This is a genomic window from Bacillus stercoris, assembly GCF_029772985.1.
Lineage (GTDB): Bacteria > Bacillota > Bacilli > Bacillales > Bacillaceae > Bacillus > Bacillus stercoris.
The window spans coordinates 4131592-4148018 of record NZ_CP121861.1; the positions used below are offsets into that span (position 1 = coordinate 4131592).

A 16427-nucleotide genomic window follows, 5' to 3' on the forward strand; every position below is an offset into this window, starting at 1 on the left:
GCTTTACTTTTAAGGAGGATACTGGATGACTCTAAATCAACAAACATTTAAAGAGACTGTAAAAATGGCCGAAACTATTAAACAGTACAAGGAAAATGATAAAGAGATCCTGGCCTTTCTAACCAAACAGGATTCTATCATGCTGAATCAACTAAAAGTATTCTTTAGTGAGCCTCAGCTGACTCTTTTACATAGTATAAAAACAGTAATCTACGGCACATTAGTTACTCTATTTTTATATTTTACAACGAATGAATTACCCCATGCAGGGAGTTTACTTGCTAGATTATTTTTTGTTGTTGTCGGGTTTATCTGGCTTGCCTCTTGTTTTAAAAACGCAAAAGCCATTCAAGTCTCCCAAAACTTCAAACAAAAATCCGAAAACGCCCGCATTGTCGGTATGATCGACTTCGTATTAGAACAAAAATACAAAAAAAGCATCTCTGAATAATTCCGAAATCAGAGATGCTTCCCCTCTGCCCTTATCATTTCTCTATCACAGCTGCACTGTCACGCGTGACCGCCGCGGGCTCCCTCAGCATCACATTCATCACGCTCGCCAGCACGAGCATTCCAATCGACAAATAAAAAGCCAGTGTATATTCACCTGTTATCGTATAGATGACGCCAGGCACGTACGCGCCAAGTGCCGATCCGATCTGGTGGGCGAGTGAGAGCCAGCCAATCATGAGGCCGATCGAGTAGTTTTGAAAGTACTGGGTGGCGAGCATTTGAGTCGGTGCTACCGTTGCAAAGTCCACTAACCCAAACAGAATCGCAAAGGCTAAAAGCAAGTAGGGCTCGTGGCTGTATATGAGAATCACGATCGACATCGCGCGCACCGCATATAAAAAGCAAAGGATTTTCCGGCTGCTCCACCGGTCCGCTACAATTCCCGACAGTAAGATGCCGGCAATATTAAAGCCTGCCAGCAGACTGACAGCGGCACTCGTGACCTTCGTGGAAAAGCCGTGATCGTGAGAAAAGGGAATCAAATGGGTATCCATCAGCCCAACGGTCGTAAATCCGCAGATCAAAAACGGCAATATCAAAAACCAGAATTGCCTCATTCGAAACATCCCGGTCACTGAAAGAGCAGTTGTTTTAGGTGCTGTGTCTTTTTCTGAAGCAACCAGTCCGCCTATCGGCTCTGTCTTCTTTTCTGAAGGATTGTTCCTCAGCATCAGCAGCGCAGCCGGAAAAACAATCACGATTAACAGCAGCCCCAACACCACAACCGTCAGCTTCCAGCTAAACCAATGGATCAGCATGAGTGAGCCAGGGACGAGAAGCATTTGCCCCGCGCCAAATCCTGCTTCCATGATCCCAAAGGCTAGTCCCCGCTTTTTGCTGAACCAATTGACGACCAATACACTTGCTGCCACATTCGATGCTCCGCCAACCCCAAGCGAGACACCCAGCCCATAAAGCAAAAACAGCTGCCAAGGCGAAGTCACAAGGTATGTTAAGAAAATGCTGACGCCTGTCAGTAACGCACTCCATGCCAAAACAGCCCGAGCACCCCACTTGTCCACAAGCCGGCCGATCACAGGCTGTGATATGCCGTAAACAATAAAGCTCATCGTCGAAATCAACGAGATGGTGCTTCTATCCATTGAAAATTGCCGTTCCCACGGCTCCACAAATGCACCAAACGACAGCCGCACCCCCTGAACCGCCAATAAGATCAAAAAGGTGACGGAGACGATGATCCAAGCATAGTGCAGTCTTTTCATGACAGCTCCAAATCCCACCGTTCTTCTGTCAGCTGCTGTCCCCACAATGGCGCTTCTTGTTTCACTTCACTTATCCTGAATCCAAATTTTTCGTAGAGCGGACGAGCCTCAGCCATGGTGCTCACCGTCCAAAGGAAAATGCGGTCAAACTTCATGTCTTGGCAGTATGCAACCAGATGCTCCAGCAATTGAGTGCCGAGCCCCCTGCCCCGAAAAGCCGCATCAACCAGAAACCATCTGAGCTGGACTGTCTTATCATCATGCTTGACCAGCCCGACAGAGCCGGCAAATTTCCCGCCGCTTTCCGCAATCCATATGTTTTCGATGTCAGCGTCAAATGTCTCCTGAAGGTAAGCTAAAAACGTGTCGTCCCAACCGTGAGCCTCCGCGTAAAATTGTCTTTGTTTCTCAATAAGGAGTTGAAGATCATCCGACAGAAAATAATCTCTAATCGATATCTCTGATGTTCTGGCAGAAAGCGACTGTGAAAGGATCACTTCAATCTCTGCCATCGCCTCGGCAAGCTTGTGCTGCTCCTTTTGGTTGATTTCCTTCAGCATCAGTTCTACTTGTTCGTTGGCTTTCTCCTCCAGCTTTTTATAAATCGTTTTTCCTGTTTCTGTGACAAAAATATAATGGTGGCGGGCGTCATCTTTGCTCCTCTGTTTATAGATCAAACCTTCTTTCTCAAACTGCTTCACAATCCTGCTGACATATCCCCGGTCAAGCCCCAGCTTATCCTGAAGGGCTTTTGCCGTACAATTAGGCGTATTATAAACTTCAAATAATATCCGTGTTTCCGTTAAGGAAAACGGGCTGTCGTAAATATGCTCATTAAGGAAACCAAGGACGTTTGTATAAAATCGATTGAACTTTCTGAATTTTAATCCGACAGATGATTCTCTTGTTTTCAAATCAATCCCCACTTTCTAATATCGTTGACTAAGCCAATTATAATCACATATAGTTGCCTTAGTCAACAATCTGTTAGAAAGTGAGGATTTTTATTTTCCTGATTCTTTCTTTTTCCTTACCACAATCAATGTGATATAGGATAAAACCAGGGAAATCAAGCTATAGACTACAACCCATCCCAAAAATGATTCATTAAAAATGGTAAAGGTGAGCACTAGAGAAATCACCAAACTAAGCATTGGCATCAGATACGCTTTTTTACAAATACAAGTCCCGACAATCGACAACAGCATAATTCCTAACGGTAAAATAAAGAATGCGATATCTAATTCATCCACCTTTAAACAGCCTCCCTCCAGATTTTTATGCTGCCAGTAAAAAAACATAACTCCATTTAGTAAAAGGATTATATTTACTTTCTCAATACCCAATTTGAAAATACCTGTTTACATTCCTTCTAGACTATGATAACTTAAGAAAGCGCTATCATAATAAGTTAATAGCTTGGATGGAGATGAGGAGAGCCAGGAATCCAACCCCTTTTGACAAGGGGTGTTTTCTGGCTCTTTTTGTTTTTCAGAAAGGAGGCACGCATACATCCAGCACAAACAGCAAAGGGGGATAATTTTTTGATGCTTCATATATTTAAACCGGCTCCTCACATTGAGAGACTGGATGATTCAAAGATGGATGCGGCTTATAAACGGCTCAGGCTGCAAGTATTCATTGGTATTTTCATTGGCTACGCAGGCTACTACCTGCTGCGGAAAAACTTTGCCTTTGCCATTCCTTATCTGCAGGAACAGGGATTTTCCAAAACAGAACTAGGTTTGGTGCTGGCCGCTGTGTCCATTGCGTACGGCTTCAGCAAATTCATCATGGGAATGGTATCTGACCGCTGTAATCCGAGATATTTTCTCGCAACAGGCTTATTTCTATCAGCAATCGTCAATATTCTATTCGTTTCAATGCCGTGGGTGACTTCGAGCGTCACCATCATGTTTATTTTTATGTTTATCAACGGATGGTTTCAAGGAATGGGCTGGCCGCCATGCGGCAGGACAATGGCCCATTGGTTTTCTATAAGTGAACGCGGCACAAAAATGTCGATCTGGAATGTCGCACATAACATAGGCGGCGGTATTCTTGCTCCGCTTGTCACTCTTGGCATCGCGATGTTCGTCACTTGGAAAAGCGTGTTTTTCTTCCCTGCCATCATCGCCATTATCATTTCATTTTTAATTGTTTTATTGGTTCGTGATACGCCTCAATCCTGCGGACTCCCGCCAATTGAAGAGTATCGGAATGACTATCCAAAACACGCTTTTAAAAATCAAGAAAAGGAATTAACAACAAAAGAAATCCTTTTTCAATATGTGCTGAATAACAAATTTCTTTGGTATATCGCGTTTGCCAATGTATTTGTTTATTTCGTGCGATACGGCGTGGTGGACTGGGCGCCTACTTACTTAACAGAAGCCAAAGGCTTTTCTCCAGAAGACTCGCGCTGGTCCTATTTTCTTTACGAATATGCCGGCATACCGGGAACCATTTTGTGCGGCTGGATCAGTGACCGATTCTTCAAAAGCCGCCGGGCACCGGCAGGCGTTTTGTTTATGGCAGGTGTTTTCATTGCCGTATTGGTGTACTGGCTGAATCCAGCCGGCAATCCGCTCGTAGACAATATCGCCTTGATCAGCATTGGCTTCTTAATCTACGGACCTGTTATGCTGATCGGCCTGCAAGCGATTGACCTAGCACCGAAAAAAGCAGCCGGAACTGCAGCCGGTTTGACCGGATTTTTCGGATACATCGGCGGATCTGCTTTCGCAAACGCCATTATGGGCTTTGTCGTTGATCGGTTTGATTGGAACGGCGGCTTTATCATGCTGATCTCTTCCTGCATTCTTGCTATCGTCTTCTTAGCTTTGACATGGAATACAGGCAAACGGGCAGAGCACGTTTAAAAAAGCCACATAAAAGATTAATCATTTTCCAACACGCCGTTTACATCCGTTTTTTAATATGAAAGACAGGTAGTCTTTATCGATAAGGAGGAGAAATCATGAGAAAAAATAGAATACTTGCCTTGGTTGTTCTGTCGCTAGGCTTACTCTCATTTATGGTAACACCAGTGTCGGCAGCGTCAAAAGGAAACCTGCTGTCGCCTGACCGTATCCTGACTGTTGCGCATAGAGGGGCTTCTGGATATGTGCCTGAGCACACGATTCTGTCTTACGAAACCGCTCAAAAAATGAAAGCAGATTATATTGAATTGGATCTGCAAATGACAAAAGACGGGAAATTGATTGTCATGCACGACGAAAAACTGGACCGTACCACAAACGGAACGGGCTGGGTGAAAGACCATACGCTCGCAGACATTAAGAAGCTGGACGCCGGTTCTTGGTTTAATGAAGCTTATCCGGAAAAAGCGAAGCCGCAGTACGCCGGCCTTAAAGTTCCTACATTAGAAGAAGTATTAGACCGTTTTGGAAAGCACGCGAACTACTACATTGAAACAAAATCGCCTGACACCTACCCTGGTATGGAAGAAAAACTGATCGCTTCCTTACAGAAACATAAATTACTAGGCAAACATTCTAAGCCCGGCCAGGTGATCATTCAATCGTTCAGCAAAGAAAGCCTGTTAAAAGTCCATCAATTACAGCCAAAACTGCCGACCGTTCAATTGCTGGAAGCCAAACAAATGGCGACAATGACAGATGCTGAACTGGAAGAAATCAAAACATACGCTGTTGGTGCAGGCCCGGATTATAAAGCTTTGAATCAAGAAAACGTCCGTATGATCCGCAGCCACGGCCTCCTGCTGCACCCTTACACAGTCAATACAGAAGCAGATATGCGCCGTCTGCTTGATTGGGGCGTGACAGGGGTGTTCACAAATTACGCTGATGTCTTCCAGAAGGTGAAAAAAGACTACAAAAAAGCATAGAATCCTAGGATTCTATGCTTTTTCCTCATCGATTTTCACCAATAACAGCTTCAGCAATATTGACCGCATGATCGCCGATACGCTCTAGGTTGCTGATCATATCAACAAAGACGATGCCCGCTTGTCCAGTACACAGCCCTTCATTCAAACGGATAATATGCTTTTTGCGAAGCTTCCGTTCCATTTTGTCAATGTCATCTTCTTTTTCAATGACTTGTTCAGCTATCTTTGCATCATTGTGGTGCAAAGCTTCAATGGACGCCTTCACAGTAGAAATCGTCAAATCCATCATTTCAGTTAAATCCGTCATGGCAGATTCAGTTATAACCACACGATGCGCCTGCTGGTATTCTATCAATTCAATCACATTTTCGAAATGATCTCCGATTCTTTCAATGTCTCTGACCGTATCCATCAACATATGATGCTCCTCAGACTCGTGCTCTGAGAGAGAACTTGAAGAAAGTTCGATCAAATAATCGGTAATTTTCCGGTCGAGATTGTTAACCGCATCCTCTATCTGATAAGCATTGGCCGCATATTTTGGCTGTTTTGTTACCAAAAACTGCTTTGTGACTTCCAGCCCCTGCATCGCAAAATTCCCCATTTGGATCACTTCTTCTTTTGCCTGTCCGAGAGCAATAGATGGTGATTGTTCAATAAAAATCGGATCAAGATGCGACTTGTATTCGACCATTGAATCCTTGCCCGGAATCAGTTTTGTTACGATCAAAGCCAATATCCCGACAAAAGGAAGCTGTATAATCGTATTGGTCGTATTAAAGATTCCATGTGCGAATGCAATTGTCATTTTCGGATCAAGCCCTATCGAAGCCTGAAGTGACAGAATCAATGCTGTAAACGGCTTAAGAAAAATCAGGAAAATTGCTGTCCCGATTAGGTTAAACAGCACATGAGTAGCAGCAGCACGCCTCGCCGCAACAGATGCACCTAAAGACGCAAGAACCGCGGTGATCGTCGTCCCGATATTATCACCGAATAACACCGGCAGCGCACCGTTAATATCAATCAGCCCGTCTGAGAATAAACCTTGCAAGATGCCGATCGTGGCGCTGGAGCTTTGCACAAGAACCGTAAACAAAGTCCCAATGACAGCACCTAGTAACGGATTAGAGCTCATACTGACAGTTAAATCATGAAATGCCTCAAGTGAACGGAGCGGTTTCATGCCGCCGCTCATTAACTCCAGCCCATAAAACAGAGCCCCAAACCCAAACACAATCTGACCGGCATTTTGCACATGTTTATGCTTAAAGAAAAACAGTAAAAATCCGCCGACAGCAATAATCGGCAATGCATAAGCCCCTATGTCAATCCCGATAATAAACGCGGTAACCGTTGTTCCAATATTTGCTCCCATAATAACGCCAATGGCTTGACGAAGCGTCATAAAGCCCGCACTGACAAGCCCGACGGTAATTACCGTCGTTCCCGAGCTGCTTTGAATCAAAACCGTCACAATGATGCCCGCCAATACGCCCATCAGCGGATTGCTTGTAAAACGGTCTAATATATTTCTCAATCTATCCCCAGCCGATTTCTGAAGTCCCTCTCCCATGAACTTAATTCCAATTAGGAAAATACCGAGACCCCCAAAGAATTCGAACAGTAATGTTTGGATATCAATCGTCAACGCTTTCACCTCTGTCTCGACATATATCAGCAAAACTCCCTATGATTATGTTTCAAGTTCATATGAATGTAAATGAATCTTCTAACAAATTTACACTAACTTAACAATGGGCCTTTAAAACCCAAATTGAATTTACAATGGTGTAACATTTCGATATGAAGCAAATCAACAAAAAAACCTTGCGCCCTCCGCGCAAGGTTTTCATTTATTCTTTTCCGGCAGCAGCTTCTGACTGTCCATTAAGCAGCTGAGAATTTATCTCTTTCGCATCCTTTAAGTATTCTGTCTGGTAGCCGCTCTTCAGCGCCCACACATAGAATACAAGTGATACCATCGCAATCAGAACCATATCCCAGCCATAATGAATGACATTCAGGCCGCCGAATTTATCACTGCCCAAATAAGAAATGACCATCATGGCCAGCAGATAAAACACCATCCAGACGCCGGCTTTGAAGTTTCGGCCAAACCCTTTCCATTTCGCCTTCGCCTGATAATAGAAATAAATCGGCAGACCGATCAGGATAATAAACAGCACCTGTCCTGTTAACGGCCAGCGGGCCCAATATAGCACCAGCGACGCAAAGATAAATCCAAGCGGCGCAATCACGTTTAAGCCTTTTAAACGAAGAGGCCTGTACAGGTCTTTCCCCGTCCGTCTCAATGTCATCACTGTAACCGGGCCGGTGATATAAGAAATTAACGTAGCAACAGAAATAATTTCCGCTAACACGCCCCACCCTCTGAACAGGAACAAAAAGATGAACGAAACAATCAAGTTAAAGAACATGGCTTGTCTCGGCACACCGTAAATCGGGTGAAGCTTCCCGAATATACTCGGCATATATTTGTTTTTTTCCATTCCGTAAATCATTCGGGACGTTGTCGCCGTATACGTAATCCCAGTTCCAGAAGGTGATACAAATGCATCCGCATATAACACGATCACAAGCCAGTTAATATTAAGCGCGATCGCCAAATCAGCAAAAGGAGAATTAAAGTTCAGGTGGCTCCAGCCATGAGCAATATCAGAAGGGTTCACCGCTCCGATGAAGGCGATCTGCAGCAGGACATAAATGACTGTTGCTACGAAAAGAGAACCGACAACTGCAATCGGAATTGATTTTCCCGGATTTTTTGCTTCACCCGCCATATTAATCGGGCTTTGGAAACCATTAAACGCAAAAACGATACCGGAAGTGGCCACCGCTGTCAGCACACTCGCCCAGCCATTCGGCGCAACGCTTTGACCGTCAGTAAAGTTTTCTCCGTGGAATCCGACAAACAGCAAAGCTCCAATCGTCAGACCCGGAATAATAATTTTAAAAATTGTAATGAATGAATTCGCTTTAGAAAATAGATTGACTGTCCAGTAGTTCAGCAGGAAATAAATGAGAAGCAATACAGAGGCAAATGCCAGCCCCTCCCCAGTCAGTGTTCCATTCTTCACCAAACCGCTTGTCCATTTTGCCCATTCCCAAGGCCAAGAGCTCATATATTGAACAGAGGCAACGGCTTCAACCGGAATAACTGACACAATCGCAATCCAGTTGGCCCAGCCTGCGATAAAACCGATAAACGAACCGTGTGAATACTGCGTATATTTTACCATTCCCCCGGCTTCAGGGAACATAGATCCTAATTCACTATAAGAAAGAGCAATAAATAAAATGACGACCATTCCAATAATCCATGAAATAATAGCAGCTGGTCCTGCTATCTGGGCCGCACGCCACGCCCCGAACAGCCAGCCTGAGCCAATCATCGACCCGAGCCCGACCATCATGAGGGAAAACGTTCCCATTCTTCGATGCAATTGATTCATATCGTAAACACCTTTCATGTATGATGGCATTCTCTTGCTAGTTATATTATTATTCTGATTACTTGACCTTGTCAATATTTATCGAATTTTGACTAAAATAATAATAAATCAATGTATATTACCTTCCAATACAGGAATGAAGTCACTAATTTTTAAAAAATGGATTTTACTGAGAATTCGAATGATAAAAACATAGTAGGTTTAGCTATAGCCAAAACGGGAATGATACAGGAAACACTACTCTTAAAATAGAAAGGAGTATCACCATGAAACAAAAACTGTTACTTTCAGGTCTCGCTGTTTCAACTGTCGGCATCACTTCTTATCTATTAAAAGACCCGTCAAATCGCCAAAAAGCAAGAGAATTCATTCACAGCATGAAGATGAAAATAACAAAACAGCCAGACATGGAAACGTTCCCAGTCGATAAAGCCGGCCACCCGGACCCGCAAGATATCGAGGACAACAAAATGGTATCAGAAGGCTCCATGTATCCCGTCCAATACTACGATGAAAAAAAGAAGTAATCAAAAAAGCTCTCTTCGATAAGGAAGAGAGCTTTTTATTTACCTTTTCTGCCTGATTCCGCTCATGATAAAGCCGCTTCCAGGCAATGACGGCATTCTGGCGAGACTGTAGTGCAGTGATTGTTCCGGAACGTCGTATTCAATCTGATTGACGAGAAAATCCAGGCTCGCTTTCATGACTTCAATTGTAATGCCTTCCCCTGGACAGCGATGGCCTTTCTCGGCGTGCCCCCCGCCTTGAGGAATCAAATCAAAGGGATTTTCCTCCCGCTCCGCAAATCGTTCCGGCCGGAATTCATCAGGATGATCCCATAGACGAGGATCGTGATTCGTTCCATATACATCAAGTAATACCGATGTTCCCTTCTTAAACTCACAGTTATTCCATACAAAATCTTTTTTGACAAGCGCCCCTAAAAACGGGCCGAACGGATAATATCTGCGGACCTCCTGCACAAACATTTCTCTTTCCCGGCTGTTTCCAGACCGCAGCCATTCCTTATACTTCGGATGCTCATGAAGCGCCAAAGCTGAAAACACCAGAAAGTAAGAAATGGCGACAATAGGCCGCAGTACATTAATCAGCTCAATGGCTGCCATGCGGGAATCCAGCTGGCTTCCATCTTCTTGTGTGTGAAAAGCCATTTCATGCAGCGCTGTTCCGGGAGTCGTTTTCAGCAAGCCGGCACGAGCATCTTCAATCATGACTTCAATCCACTCTTCCGCACGCGGCCTTGCTCTTCTTCCCTTCCAATGCCGCGGTCCCACAGCACCGAACGCATCGACCATGTCAATGAAGTCATCCGCTCTCTCTTTGACTTCCGTTTCCTTCAACAGAACACCTGCCCAATAGCACGCTACCCGGCACAGGATTTCTTTTGCTTCTTCAAATAACACAACCTCATCTGCCTTCTCCCATCTTGTGACTGCTGCTTTCCACTCCTCTGTCATCAACTCAGCCAAACGTTTTTGATGCGGCGGTGTCATCAATGACAGAAAAAGCATCTTCCGATGGATATGCGCGCTGCCATCCATTCCCTGAATCGCATTAACACCAAACAGTGATTTCTGCACCCGCTTAGGCAAAGCGTTCTGCCGCTGGAATCGATCCGTATCATAAAACACCTTCGCCGCCTCAGCGCCAGTCATGCAAATAAAGTTTTTTCCCAACAAACGGGCCTGAAACAAATCTGAATTGTAGCGCTCTGTTCTGTTTTTAATAAATAAATACCCTTCCTTCAGCAGTGTCAGGCTGTTATCGAGACTTTTGTCATGTGGAATCTGCTCATTCATCCGCTTACCCTGCCTTCCTTTTTACCCTCTATTTTCACGTTATCTTCCGAATATAAACCCAGTAACAGTATTTGTTTGCAAATCCAAATTTAAGCGCTTTTTGATTATTTTTTAAAGGAAGAACAAACGAAAGAGAGAAAAGGTAGTTAATCAAAACAAAGGGGAGAACAAAATGAAGAAATGGGTATATGTTGTGCTTGTGCTAAGTATTGCAGGGATCGGCGGCTTTTCCGTGCACGCAGCATCATCTGCTCATGAAAAACACTTGAATGTCAACAGAATGAATGTCGATGACGAATTCAAGGATACGGATGGAACCTTCATTCTCCACGATTTGCAAAAGGATCAGACATTTGTCTATAACAGAAAACGGGCAAATCAAAGACAAACTCCGCAATCCACCTTTAAAGTCGTGAACGCTTTAATCGGTTTGCAGGTCAAAGCTGTAAGAGATGAATACGATGTTAAACGATGGGACGGGGTCAAGCGTGAATTCGAATCATGGAACCGCGACCATACGCTTGGCTCGGCCATGCGCGAATCCGCAATCTGGTATTATCAGGAATTAGCGAGAGATATCGGCGAGGAAAGGATGAAATCATGGCTTCATACACTATCTTACGGCAACGAGGATATCAGCGGGGGAATCGACCAGTTTTGGCTGCAAAGCTCGCTTACAATATCTCCGCTGGAACAAGAAACTTTTTTGGAGAAACTGGCTAAAGAGGAGCTTCCATTTGACAAGCCGGTAATGAAAACCGTCAAGCGCATGATGATTCAAGAGGAAGGCGATCATTACACGCTTTACGGGAAAACCGGAACCCGCCTGACCGATATGGGATTAGGCTGGTTTGTCGGATTCATCAAAACAGAGCACGGCTCTTATGTCTTTGTCACCAATGTCGATGATTCCGGCACAAAAGCCAAAAACATCACCGTGAATATCCTGAAAAAGTATGGCTTGATCACATCATAAATGAAAGAGCCCTGCATGGCAGGGCTCTAAATCTCATGCTCAAAACAATAATGATTCACAAGCTCTTCAATCAAATCATGATCAGGATATTCCCCGTTAAATTCAAATTCGATTTCTTCCACAAATTCTCCTTGATGGTACACATGGATGGCTCCATTTTGACGGACAACGCTAAACTCCGGCTGAAAAGTATATCCGCTTCGTTCAATTGCTCCCATTCCTTTTTCCCGCCTTTCTCAAAGCAGTAATTCATACACCTCATTTAATTCCTTAGCCCGCTTTTGATCCTGTTCATTCTGCGCATACTTAATTTCCTTTTCTAATACATGGTTCAAAAAAGACATTTCATTATCATCTAAGTCTTTTACAAATTCCTCTTCATTCGCATACCGCTTCGCTAGCATTTTCTTGCAAATCCGCTGGCAGACTTCATTTTCAAGATGATTCGAAAGTGATTCACGCAAATAACCGAGTGTAACATCCATTTTATGAACACCTTTCCTTCTGCTATCTTTACCCTATAGCTTGCTAAAACAGGGAAAATCCATACGCGAAAAATAAAAAAAGAGACATCCGTAAATGTCTCTTTTTTATCGTTATTCAGCTGCTTGTTGGCTTTTGGTCAAATTGGCTTGTGTGCGTTTGCCTATCCCAAACACATAATAACTAATGACCACAAGCGCTAAGAAAATCACGCCTACAATCAGAGAGATACGAGTATCATCGTTAAACCACATGCCGACCAGAACCATCAGCAAGAAAGCAATCGTCAAATAGTTTGTAAAAGGAGCAAATGGCATTTTGAATGGATGTTTATCTAATGCGGCGCCCTTCGCTTTTCTGAATCCAATATGGCTGATCAAAATGATAAACCAAGGAATCATCCCAGGAAGCACGCTTGCGCTGTATACATAGACAAAGATCTTCGGCGGCGCGATATAGTTTAGTACAACACCGACAGCCAAACCGATCAGCACCGCAATTGTGCCATACAGCGGCACACCGTTGCGTGAAATCTTCGTAAAGAACTTCGGTGCTTGTCCATTTACACCCAGTGTATACAGCATGCGGCCCGCGCTGAAAATGCCGCTGTTACAGCCCGACATTGCCGCTGTAATTACGACAAAGTTAATAATGCCGGCCGCTGCCGTGATTCCGATTTTCGAGAACGTGGACACGAACGGACTTCCGAGTGAATTGAGCTCATCCCAAGGATACACCGTCACAATCACAAAAATAGCGCCAATGTAGAAAATCAAAATACGCCAAATAATACTTTGAATCGCACTTCTTAGCGTATTTTGCGGGTCCTTCGCTTCGCCCGCTGTAATCCCGATCAGCTCAACTCCTTGATAAGCCGCAATGACAAGCGACAGCGCAAAGAAGAAACCTGAGAAACCTCCTGCAAAGAAGCCCCCGTGAGACCACAGGTTCGACAATCCGATCGCATCTCCGCCGTTGCCAAAACCGAAGAAAATAATTCCGATCCCCGCAATAATCATCAAGATAATCGTCACGATTTTAATCATCGCAAACCAAAATTCAAATTCACCAAACGACTTAACAGAAATTAAATTCGCCGCGCCAAGAATCACCATTGCCACGATACCAGGTATCCAAGCAGGCAAGTCCGGGAACCAATACTTCATATAAGTACCGACAGCGATGATTTCTGACATGCCGACGATAATCCACTGGAACCAGTTGCTCCATGCTGTTATATAACCTGCCATCGGATGAATATATTGATGGCCGAATGTCGCAAAAGAACCTGTGCTCGGCTCGACATACAGCATTTCACCCATCGCACGCATAATAAAAAAGATAAAAATTCCGCATATTGCATAAGCCAGAAGGACAGATGGGCCAGTCCATGAAATTGTGCTGGCAGACCCCATAAACAAGCCAACACCGATCGTGCCGCCCAAGGCGATCATCTGAATATGACGCGCGCCCAGGCCCCTCTTTAATTCTTTATTTGCCACTCCTCTTCCTCCTCCTAACAAAAATACTCACAAATGAGAAAACAGCAGACCTGCTTGCCCTCACATCACTCAGTGATAACAATCAGAAAATTCAAACTCAAAATTGTTATATAATCTCCTAAATTACTTATTTCATCATAATAAATTTCTCTGGAAAATACAATTGTTTTTTTCAGGTAAACACCTTTGTGCTAAGTTTTGAATCATTTGCTTCATTTAAAATCTTCTATATAAAAATAATAAAATTATTTGAATATTAAAACTATATTTTTTAGATTTTCATAAAAAATAAGCTGTTCTACATGAACAGCTTACCTAATAATTTACGCCCGTTTGACGCTTTAATGCTTCAAGCCACCCGGTATCTCCGGTTCCATAGCTCTTGCTTTGTCCCACATCTCTCAGAGATCCATTGCTATAATCAATTGATAGGATGAAATCCAGAATGGCATCATACCCAGCTTCCGCAATTTCACTAAGCTCTGAACGATAGTGAGATATAGCATAAGAGGCCGTCTCTTTTTGCACAGGATTTTTTTCAAGCTCTTCTTGATAGACGTCTAACAAGTCACGTCCATCAGGCGTTACATACCGCCCGTCAATCACTTCTAAATCCTTCAAATGGTAGCCTGTGACTTCGTACATCTCACGAGCTGCCTGATATTTTTTATAGGCCTCTTCGGAAAATTGTGTTGAATCACTGCTTTGGCTTTTCATGATGTGTAAAAATAGTTCTTTGCTGTTGTCTCCAGATTGCAGCACTTGCTCAATTTGCTTGATCAGATCCTGATCGTCTGTCCCGCTCACCCGCACCTGATAGTCAATCGGCGTAATCGTAAACGTCAGCTCCGTCCCCTCTGGAATGTGAATATGGTTCCGATTCAAAAGCACTTGCAGCTGCTGGTTCACTTGGCTCCGCTGATACACCTTTTCATTCTCAGCTTCCACTTCCCCATTAAATGTAACATTGCGAAACGCAGCATCCTGGAGGTTATAGTTTTGTGCCTTGCCTTTGAATAGCCATTCTGTTTCATTATCGTAAGCAGCCTGTCTTTCTGCGGCAGACAGATCACTTCTGAAATAAGGAGACTTTGAATTTTGATACTTATCCTTAATATAGCCTAAGGGATCAGACTTTGCTTTGTTTATGGCATTCATCCTGCTGTATTTTTCATCTAGTATTTTGATTCTGATATCACTCTCAGAGTCATAGGGGTTATTGGATTCGATCACTGTTTCTTTCCGTGTATCTGTCACTGTTCGGTCATTCGCTGATTGATACACTTTGCTGAACGTCCCGCTGTTTCTCGACACGCTGGTTTTAGAATAGTTGAACTGATCGATTCCCACACTTGAAGATCGCGGCTCAAGCCTGCTGTATGCCTTTTCCAGAACTGCCGCTGTACTTTCAGTCAAATTCTCTCGTTTGGCAGGCGCATTCTTGCTTAATATATTCTGTGCTATCAGCTGAGTGCGGATAAATTGCCGATTCAGACGCATTGAATTCCCTCCCGAGTATTCTCTCTTACTCTTTTTTATCGGCAATGACAATGTATATATTAACCTCTAAAAACATTTATTTACACTCGTACTGTCATTATGCATGATGGAAATAAAAGGGGGTTGTTTGCATGGCGAAAAGATGGCTTATTCCATTTGCTATTGTGCTGTCTGTCTTATTCACCTTTACGTATTCGGCATCAGCTGCCGGAGTCACTGCGATCACAGGAAACAATTCATTTGATACCGCAATGCCGATCGGTTATTGGAAATATAAAAATATCGATACAACAATACTGGAAGCTGGTCAAGATGAAGCCTATTTCACTTTTACGGCTAATAAGGGAGAAAAGGTATACGTGAGGAGTACATACCAGAGCGCATATACAGGGATGAAAATTGAAATTTACGATAAGAACAGAATACCTGTTTCTCAAGGCACAGAAGTCATTAACCCCAATACGTTCTCCTCTTTTATTTATGCAAATGCAGACGCCCAAAACACGACGGATACCTTCTATGTGAAAGTGTCACGAGGCACCTATACCGGAAACATGTATTTTACACTTTCAATTGAAGACCGAATCAAATCAGGCAGCGGAACGTTCCAATTCAGCGGCATTGCTGAAAATAAAGGAAATACAAGCCTTAGCTCCTCAGGTTCTGATTCCAGCGTGATCAAGGCTGATTTAACAAACCAATCCGGGATACCGCGTGATGCCATTGTAACCAGAGTGCAAACAACCGCCACTCAAACACCAAGCCAAGGAAATACACGCCATCTGATCATGACAAACGAAAATAACGAATGGCGCCGTGCCCTTGTAAACAGCTCGACTTCAGGGTCTTATGATATCTCTTTGTCGGATCAACTCAGTGTCGCAAAGGTATGGAGTTTTAAATATAATACATTAGCGACTGCCAGATCGACGATGAGCAATGTCAAAGCAAAAATAGATTATGAATACGATGTCACCAAGCAGTTTTAACTTATACCGAGCCGATTATCCGGCTCTTTTTTATTCTCAGTCTAGAAGGTAAACTATAGTCAGTACAACCA

16 protein-coding genes are annotated in these 16427 nt (G+C 43.6%); 6 read left to right on the forward strand and 10 right to left on the reverse strand.

Annotated elements, in window-relative coordinates:
- Nucleotides 1-25: 25 nt before the first annotated feature.
- Nucleotides 26-451 (forward strand): hypothetical protein, encoded by a 426-nt coding sequence (locus QA442_RS21275; protein WP_095431164.1) that lies wholly within the window; start codon nt 26-28, stop codon nt 449-451.
- A gap of 34 nt (nt 452-485) precedes the next feature.
- Here QA442_RS21275 and QA442_RS21280 read toward each other — a convergent pair whose 3' ends face one another.
- The 3 genes from QA442_RS21280 to QA442_RS21290 all read right to left on the reverse strand — a co-directional run bounded on the left by QA442_RS21280 (nt 486) and on the right by QA442_RS21290 (nt 2989).
- Nucleotides 486-1736, reverse strand: coding sequence for an MFS transporter (locus tag QA442_RS21280; RefSeq protein ID WP_095431163.1), 1251 nt, complete (start codon nt 1734-1736; stop codon nt 486-488).
- A complete protein-coding gene (locus tag QA442_RS21285) occupies nt 1733-2650 on the reverse strand; it encodes a bifunctional helix-turn-helix transcriptional regulator/GNAT family N-acetyltransferase (protein ID WP_095431162.1) in 918 nt (305 codons plus the stop codon). The genes QA442_RS21280 and QA442_RS21285 overlap by 4 nt, the downstream gene beginning before the upstream one ends.
- 90 nt (nt 2651-2740) lie before the next feature.
- Nucleotides 2741-2989, reverse strand: coding sequence for a YbeF family protein (locus QA442_RS21290; RefSeq protein WP_095431243.1), 249 nt, complete (start codon nt 2987-2989; stop codon nt 2741-2743).
- 294 nt (nt 2990-3283) lie between these two features.
- Between QA442_RS21290 and glpT the strand changes: the two genes are divergently transcribed.
- Together glpT and QA442_RS21300 are read left to right on the forward strand one after the other, a co-directional pair.
- Entirely contained in the window at nt 3284-4618 is a 1335-nt protein-coding gene (gene glpT, locus QA442_RS21295; RefSeq protein ID WP_040084398.1) for a glycerol-3-phosphate transporter, read from the forward strand.
- 98 nt (nt 4619-4716) lie between these two features.
- The gene (locus tag QA442_RS21300) at nt 4717-5607 is read left to right on the forward strand and encodes a glycerophosphodiester phosphodiesterase (RefSeq protein WP_071580981.1); all 891 of its coding nucleotides are present in this window, start codon (nt 4717-4719) and stop codon (nt 5605-5607) included.
- Nucleotides 5608-5632: 25 nt separating this feature from the next.
- Here QA442_RS21300 and QA442_RS21305 read toward each other — a convergent pair whose 3' ends face one another.
- Nucleotides 5633-7261, reverse strand: coding sequence for a Na/Pi cotransporter family protein (locus QA442_RS21305; protein WP_095431242.1), 1629 nt, complete (start codon nt 7259-7261; stop codon nt 5633-5635).
- A 205-nt stretch (nt 7262-7466) separates the two neighbouring features.
- Nucleotides 7467-9086: a glutamate/serine transporter AimA gene (locus tag QA442_RS21310; RefSeq protein ID WP_040084326.1), complete on the reverse strand. Its 1620-nt coding sequence runs from the start codon at nt 9084-9086 to the stop codon at nt 7467-7469.
- A gap of 266 nt (nt 9087-9352) precedes the next feature.
- Between QA442_RS21310 and QA442_RS21315 the strand changes: the two genes are divergently transcribed.
- Nucleotides 9353-9613: a hypothetical protein gene (locus QA442_RS21315; RefSeq protein ID WP_003234883.1), complete on the forward strand. Its 261-nt coding sequence runs from the start codon at nt 9353-9355 to the stop codon at nt 9611-9613.
- Between the two features lie 39 nt (nt 9614-9652).
- Here the strand turns inward: QA442_RS21315 and cypC are convergent, their stop codons facing one another.
- Complete coding sequence (gene cypC / locus QA442_RS21320) at nt 9653-10906, reverse strand: CYP152 family fatty-acid peroxygenase CypC (RefSeq protein WP_095431161.1); 1254 nt, start codon at nt 10904-10906, stop codon at nt 9653-9655.
- Nucleotides 10907-11078: 172 nt separating this feature from the next.
- Here cypC and blaOXA point away from each other — a divergent pair, with 172 nt between their 5' ends.
- A complete protein-coding gene (gene blaOXA / locus QA442_RS21325) occupies nt 11079-11882 on the forward strand; it encodes a class D beta-lactamase (protein ID WP_071580983.1) in 804 nt (267 codons plus the stop codon).
- Nucleotides 11883-11908: 26 nt separating this feature from the next.
- Here the strand turns inward: blaOXA and QA442_RS21330 are convergent, their stop codons facing one another.
- From QA442_RS21330 to QA442_RS21345, 4 genes are all read right to left on the reverse strand, one after another.
- Nucleotides 11909-12100: a DUF5370 family protein gene (locus QA442_RS21330; protein WP_003234886.1), complete on the reverse strand. Its 192-nt coding sequence runs from the start codon at nt 12098-12100 to the stop codon at nt 11909-11911.
- 18 nt (nt 12101-12118) lie between these two features.
- Complete coding sequence (gene csgA / locus QA442_RS21335) at nt 12119-12367, reverse strand: sigma-G-dependent sporulation-specific acid-soluble spore protein CsgA (RefSeq protein WP_003234887.1); 249 nt, start codon at nt 12365-12367, stop codon at nt 12119-12121.
- Nucleotides 12368-12478: 111 nt separating this feature from the next.
- Nucleotides 12479-13867, reverse strand: coding sequence for an amino acid permease (locus QA442_RS21340; RefSeq protein ID WP_071580984.1), 1389 nt, complete (start codon nt 13865-13867; stop codon nt 12479-12481).
- A gap of 315 nt (nt 13868-14182) precedes the next feature.
- Nucleotides 14183-15367 carry a DUF4885 domain-containing protein gene (locus tag QA442_RS21345; RefSeq protein WP_095431160.1) on the reverse strand — a complete coding sequence of 395 codons (1185 nt, stop codon included), beginning with the start codon at nt 15365-15367 and terminating at the stop codon, nt 14183-14185.
- 131 nt (nt 15368-15498) lie between these two features.
- Between QA442_RS21345 and QA442_RS21350 the strand changes: the two genes are divergently transcribed.
- Nucleotides 15499-16356 carry a hypothetical protein gene (locus QA442_RS21350; RefSeq protein ID WP_095431159.1) on the forward strand — a complete coding sequence of 286 codons (858 nt, stop codon included), beginning with the start codon at nt 15499-15501 and terminating at the stop codon, nt 16354-16356.
- Nucleotides 16357-16427 lie beyond the last annotated feature (71 nt).

Coding starts and splice junctions, on each gene's coding strand:
- QA442_RS21275 (WP_095431164.1), top strand. CDS start 26: ATGACTCTAAATCAACAAACATTTAAAGAGACTGTAAAAATGGCCGAA.
- QA442_RS21280 (WP_095431163.1), bottom strand. CDS start 1,736: ATGAAAAGACTGCACTATGCTTGGATCATCGTCTCCGTCACCTTTTTG.
- glpT (WP_040084398.1), top strand. CDS start 3,284: ATGCTTCATATATTTAAACCGGCTCCTCACATTGAGAGACTGGATGAT.
- QA442_RS21300 (WP_071580981.1), top strand. CDS start 4,717: ATGAGAAAAAATAGAATACTTGCCTTGGTTGTTCTGTCGCTAGGCTTA.
- QA442_RS21310 (WP_040084326.1), bottom strand. CDS start 9,086: ATGAATCAATTGCATCGAAGAATGGGAACGTTTTCCCTCATGATGGTC.
- QA442_RS21315 (WP_003234883.1), top strand. CDS start 9,353: ATGAAACAAAAACTGTTACTTTCAGGTCTCGCTGTTTCAACTGTCGGC.
- cypC (WP_095431161.1), bottom strand. CDS start 10,906: ATGAATGAGCAGATTCCACATGACAAAAGTCTCGATAACAGCCTGACA.
- blaOXA (WP_071580983.1), top strand. CDS start 11,079: ATGAAGAAATGGGTATATGTTGTGCTTGTGCTAAGTATTGCAGGGATC.
- QA442_RS21330 (WP_003234886.1), bottom strand. CDS start 12,100: ATGGGAGCAATTGAACGAAGCGGATATACTTTTCAGCCGGAGTTTAGC.
- csgA (WP_003234887.1), bottom strand. CDS start 12,367: ATGGATGTTACACTCGGTTATTTGCGTGAATCACTTTCGAATCATCTT.
- QA442_RS21345 (WP_095431160.1), bottom strand. CDS start 15,367: ATGCGTCTGAATCGGCAATTTATCCGCACTCAGCTGATAGCACAGAAT.
- QA442_RS21350 (WP_095431159.1), top strand. CDS start 15,499: ATGGCGAAAAGATGGCTTATTCCATTTGCTATTGTGCTGTCTGTCTTA.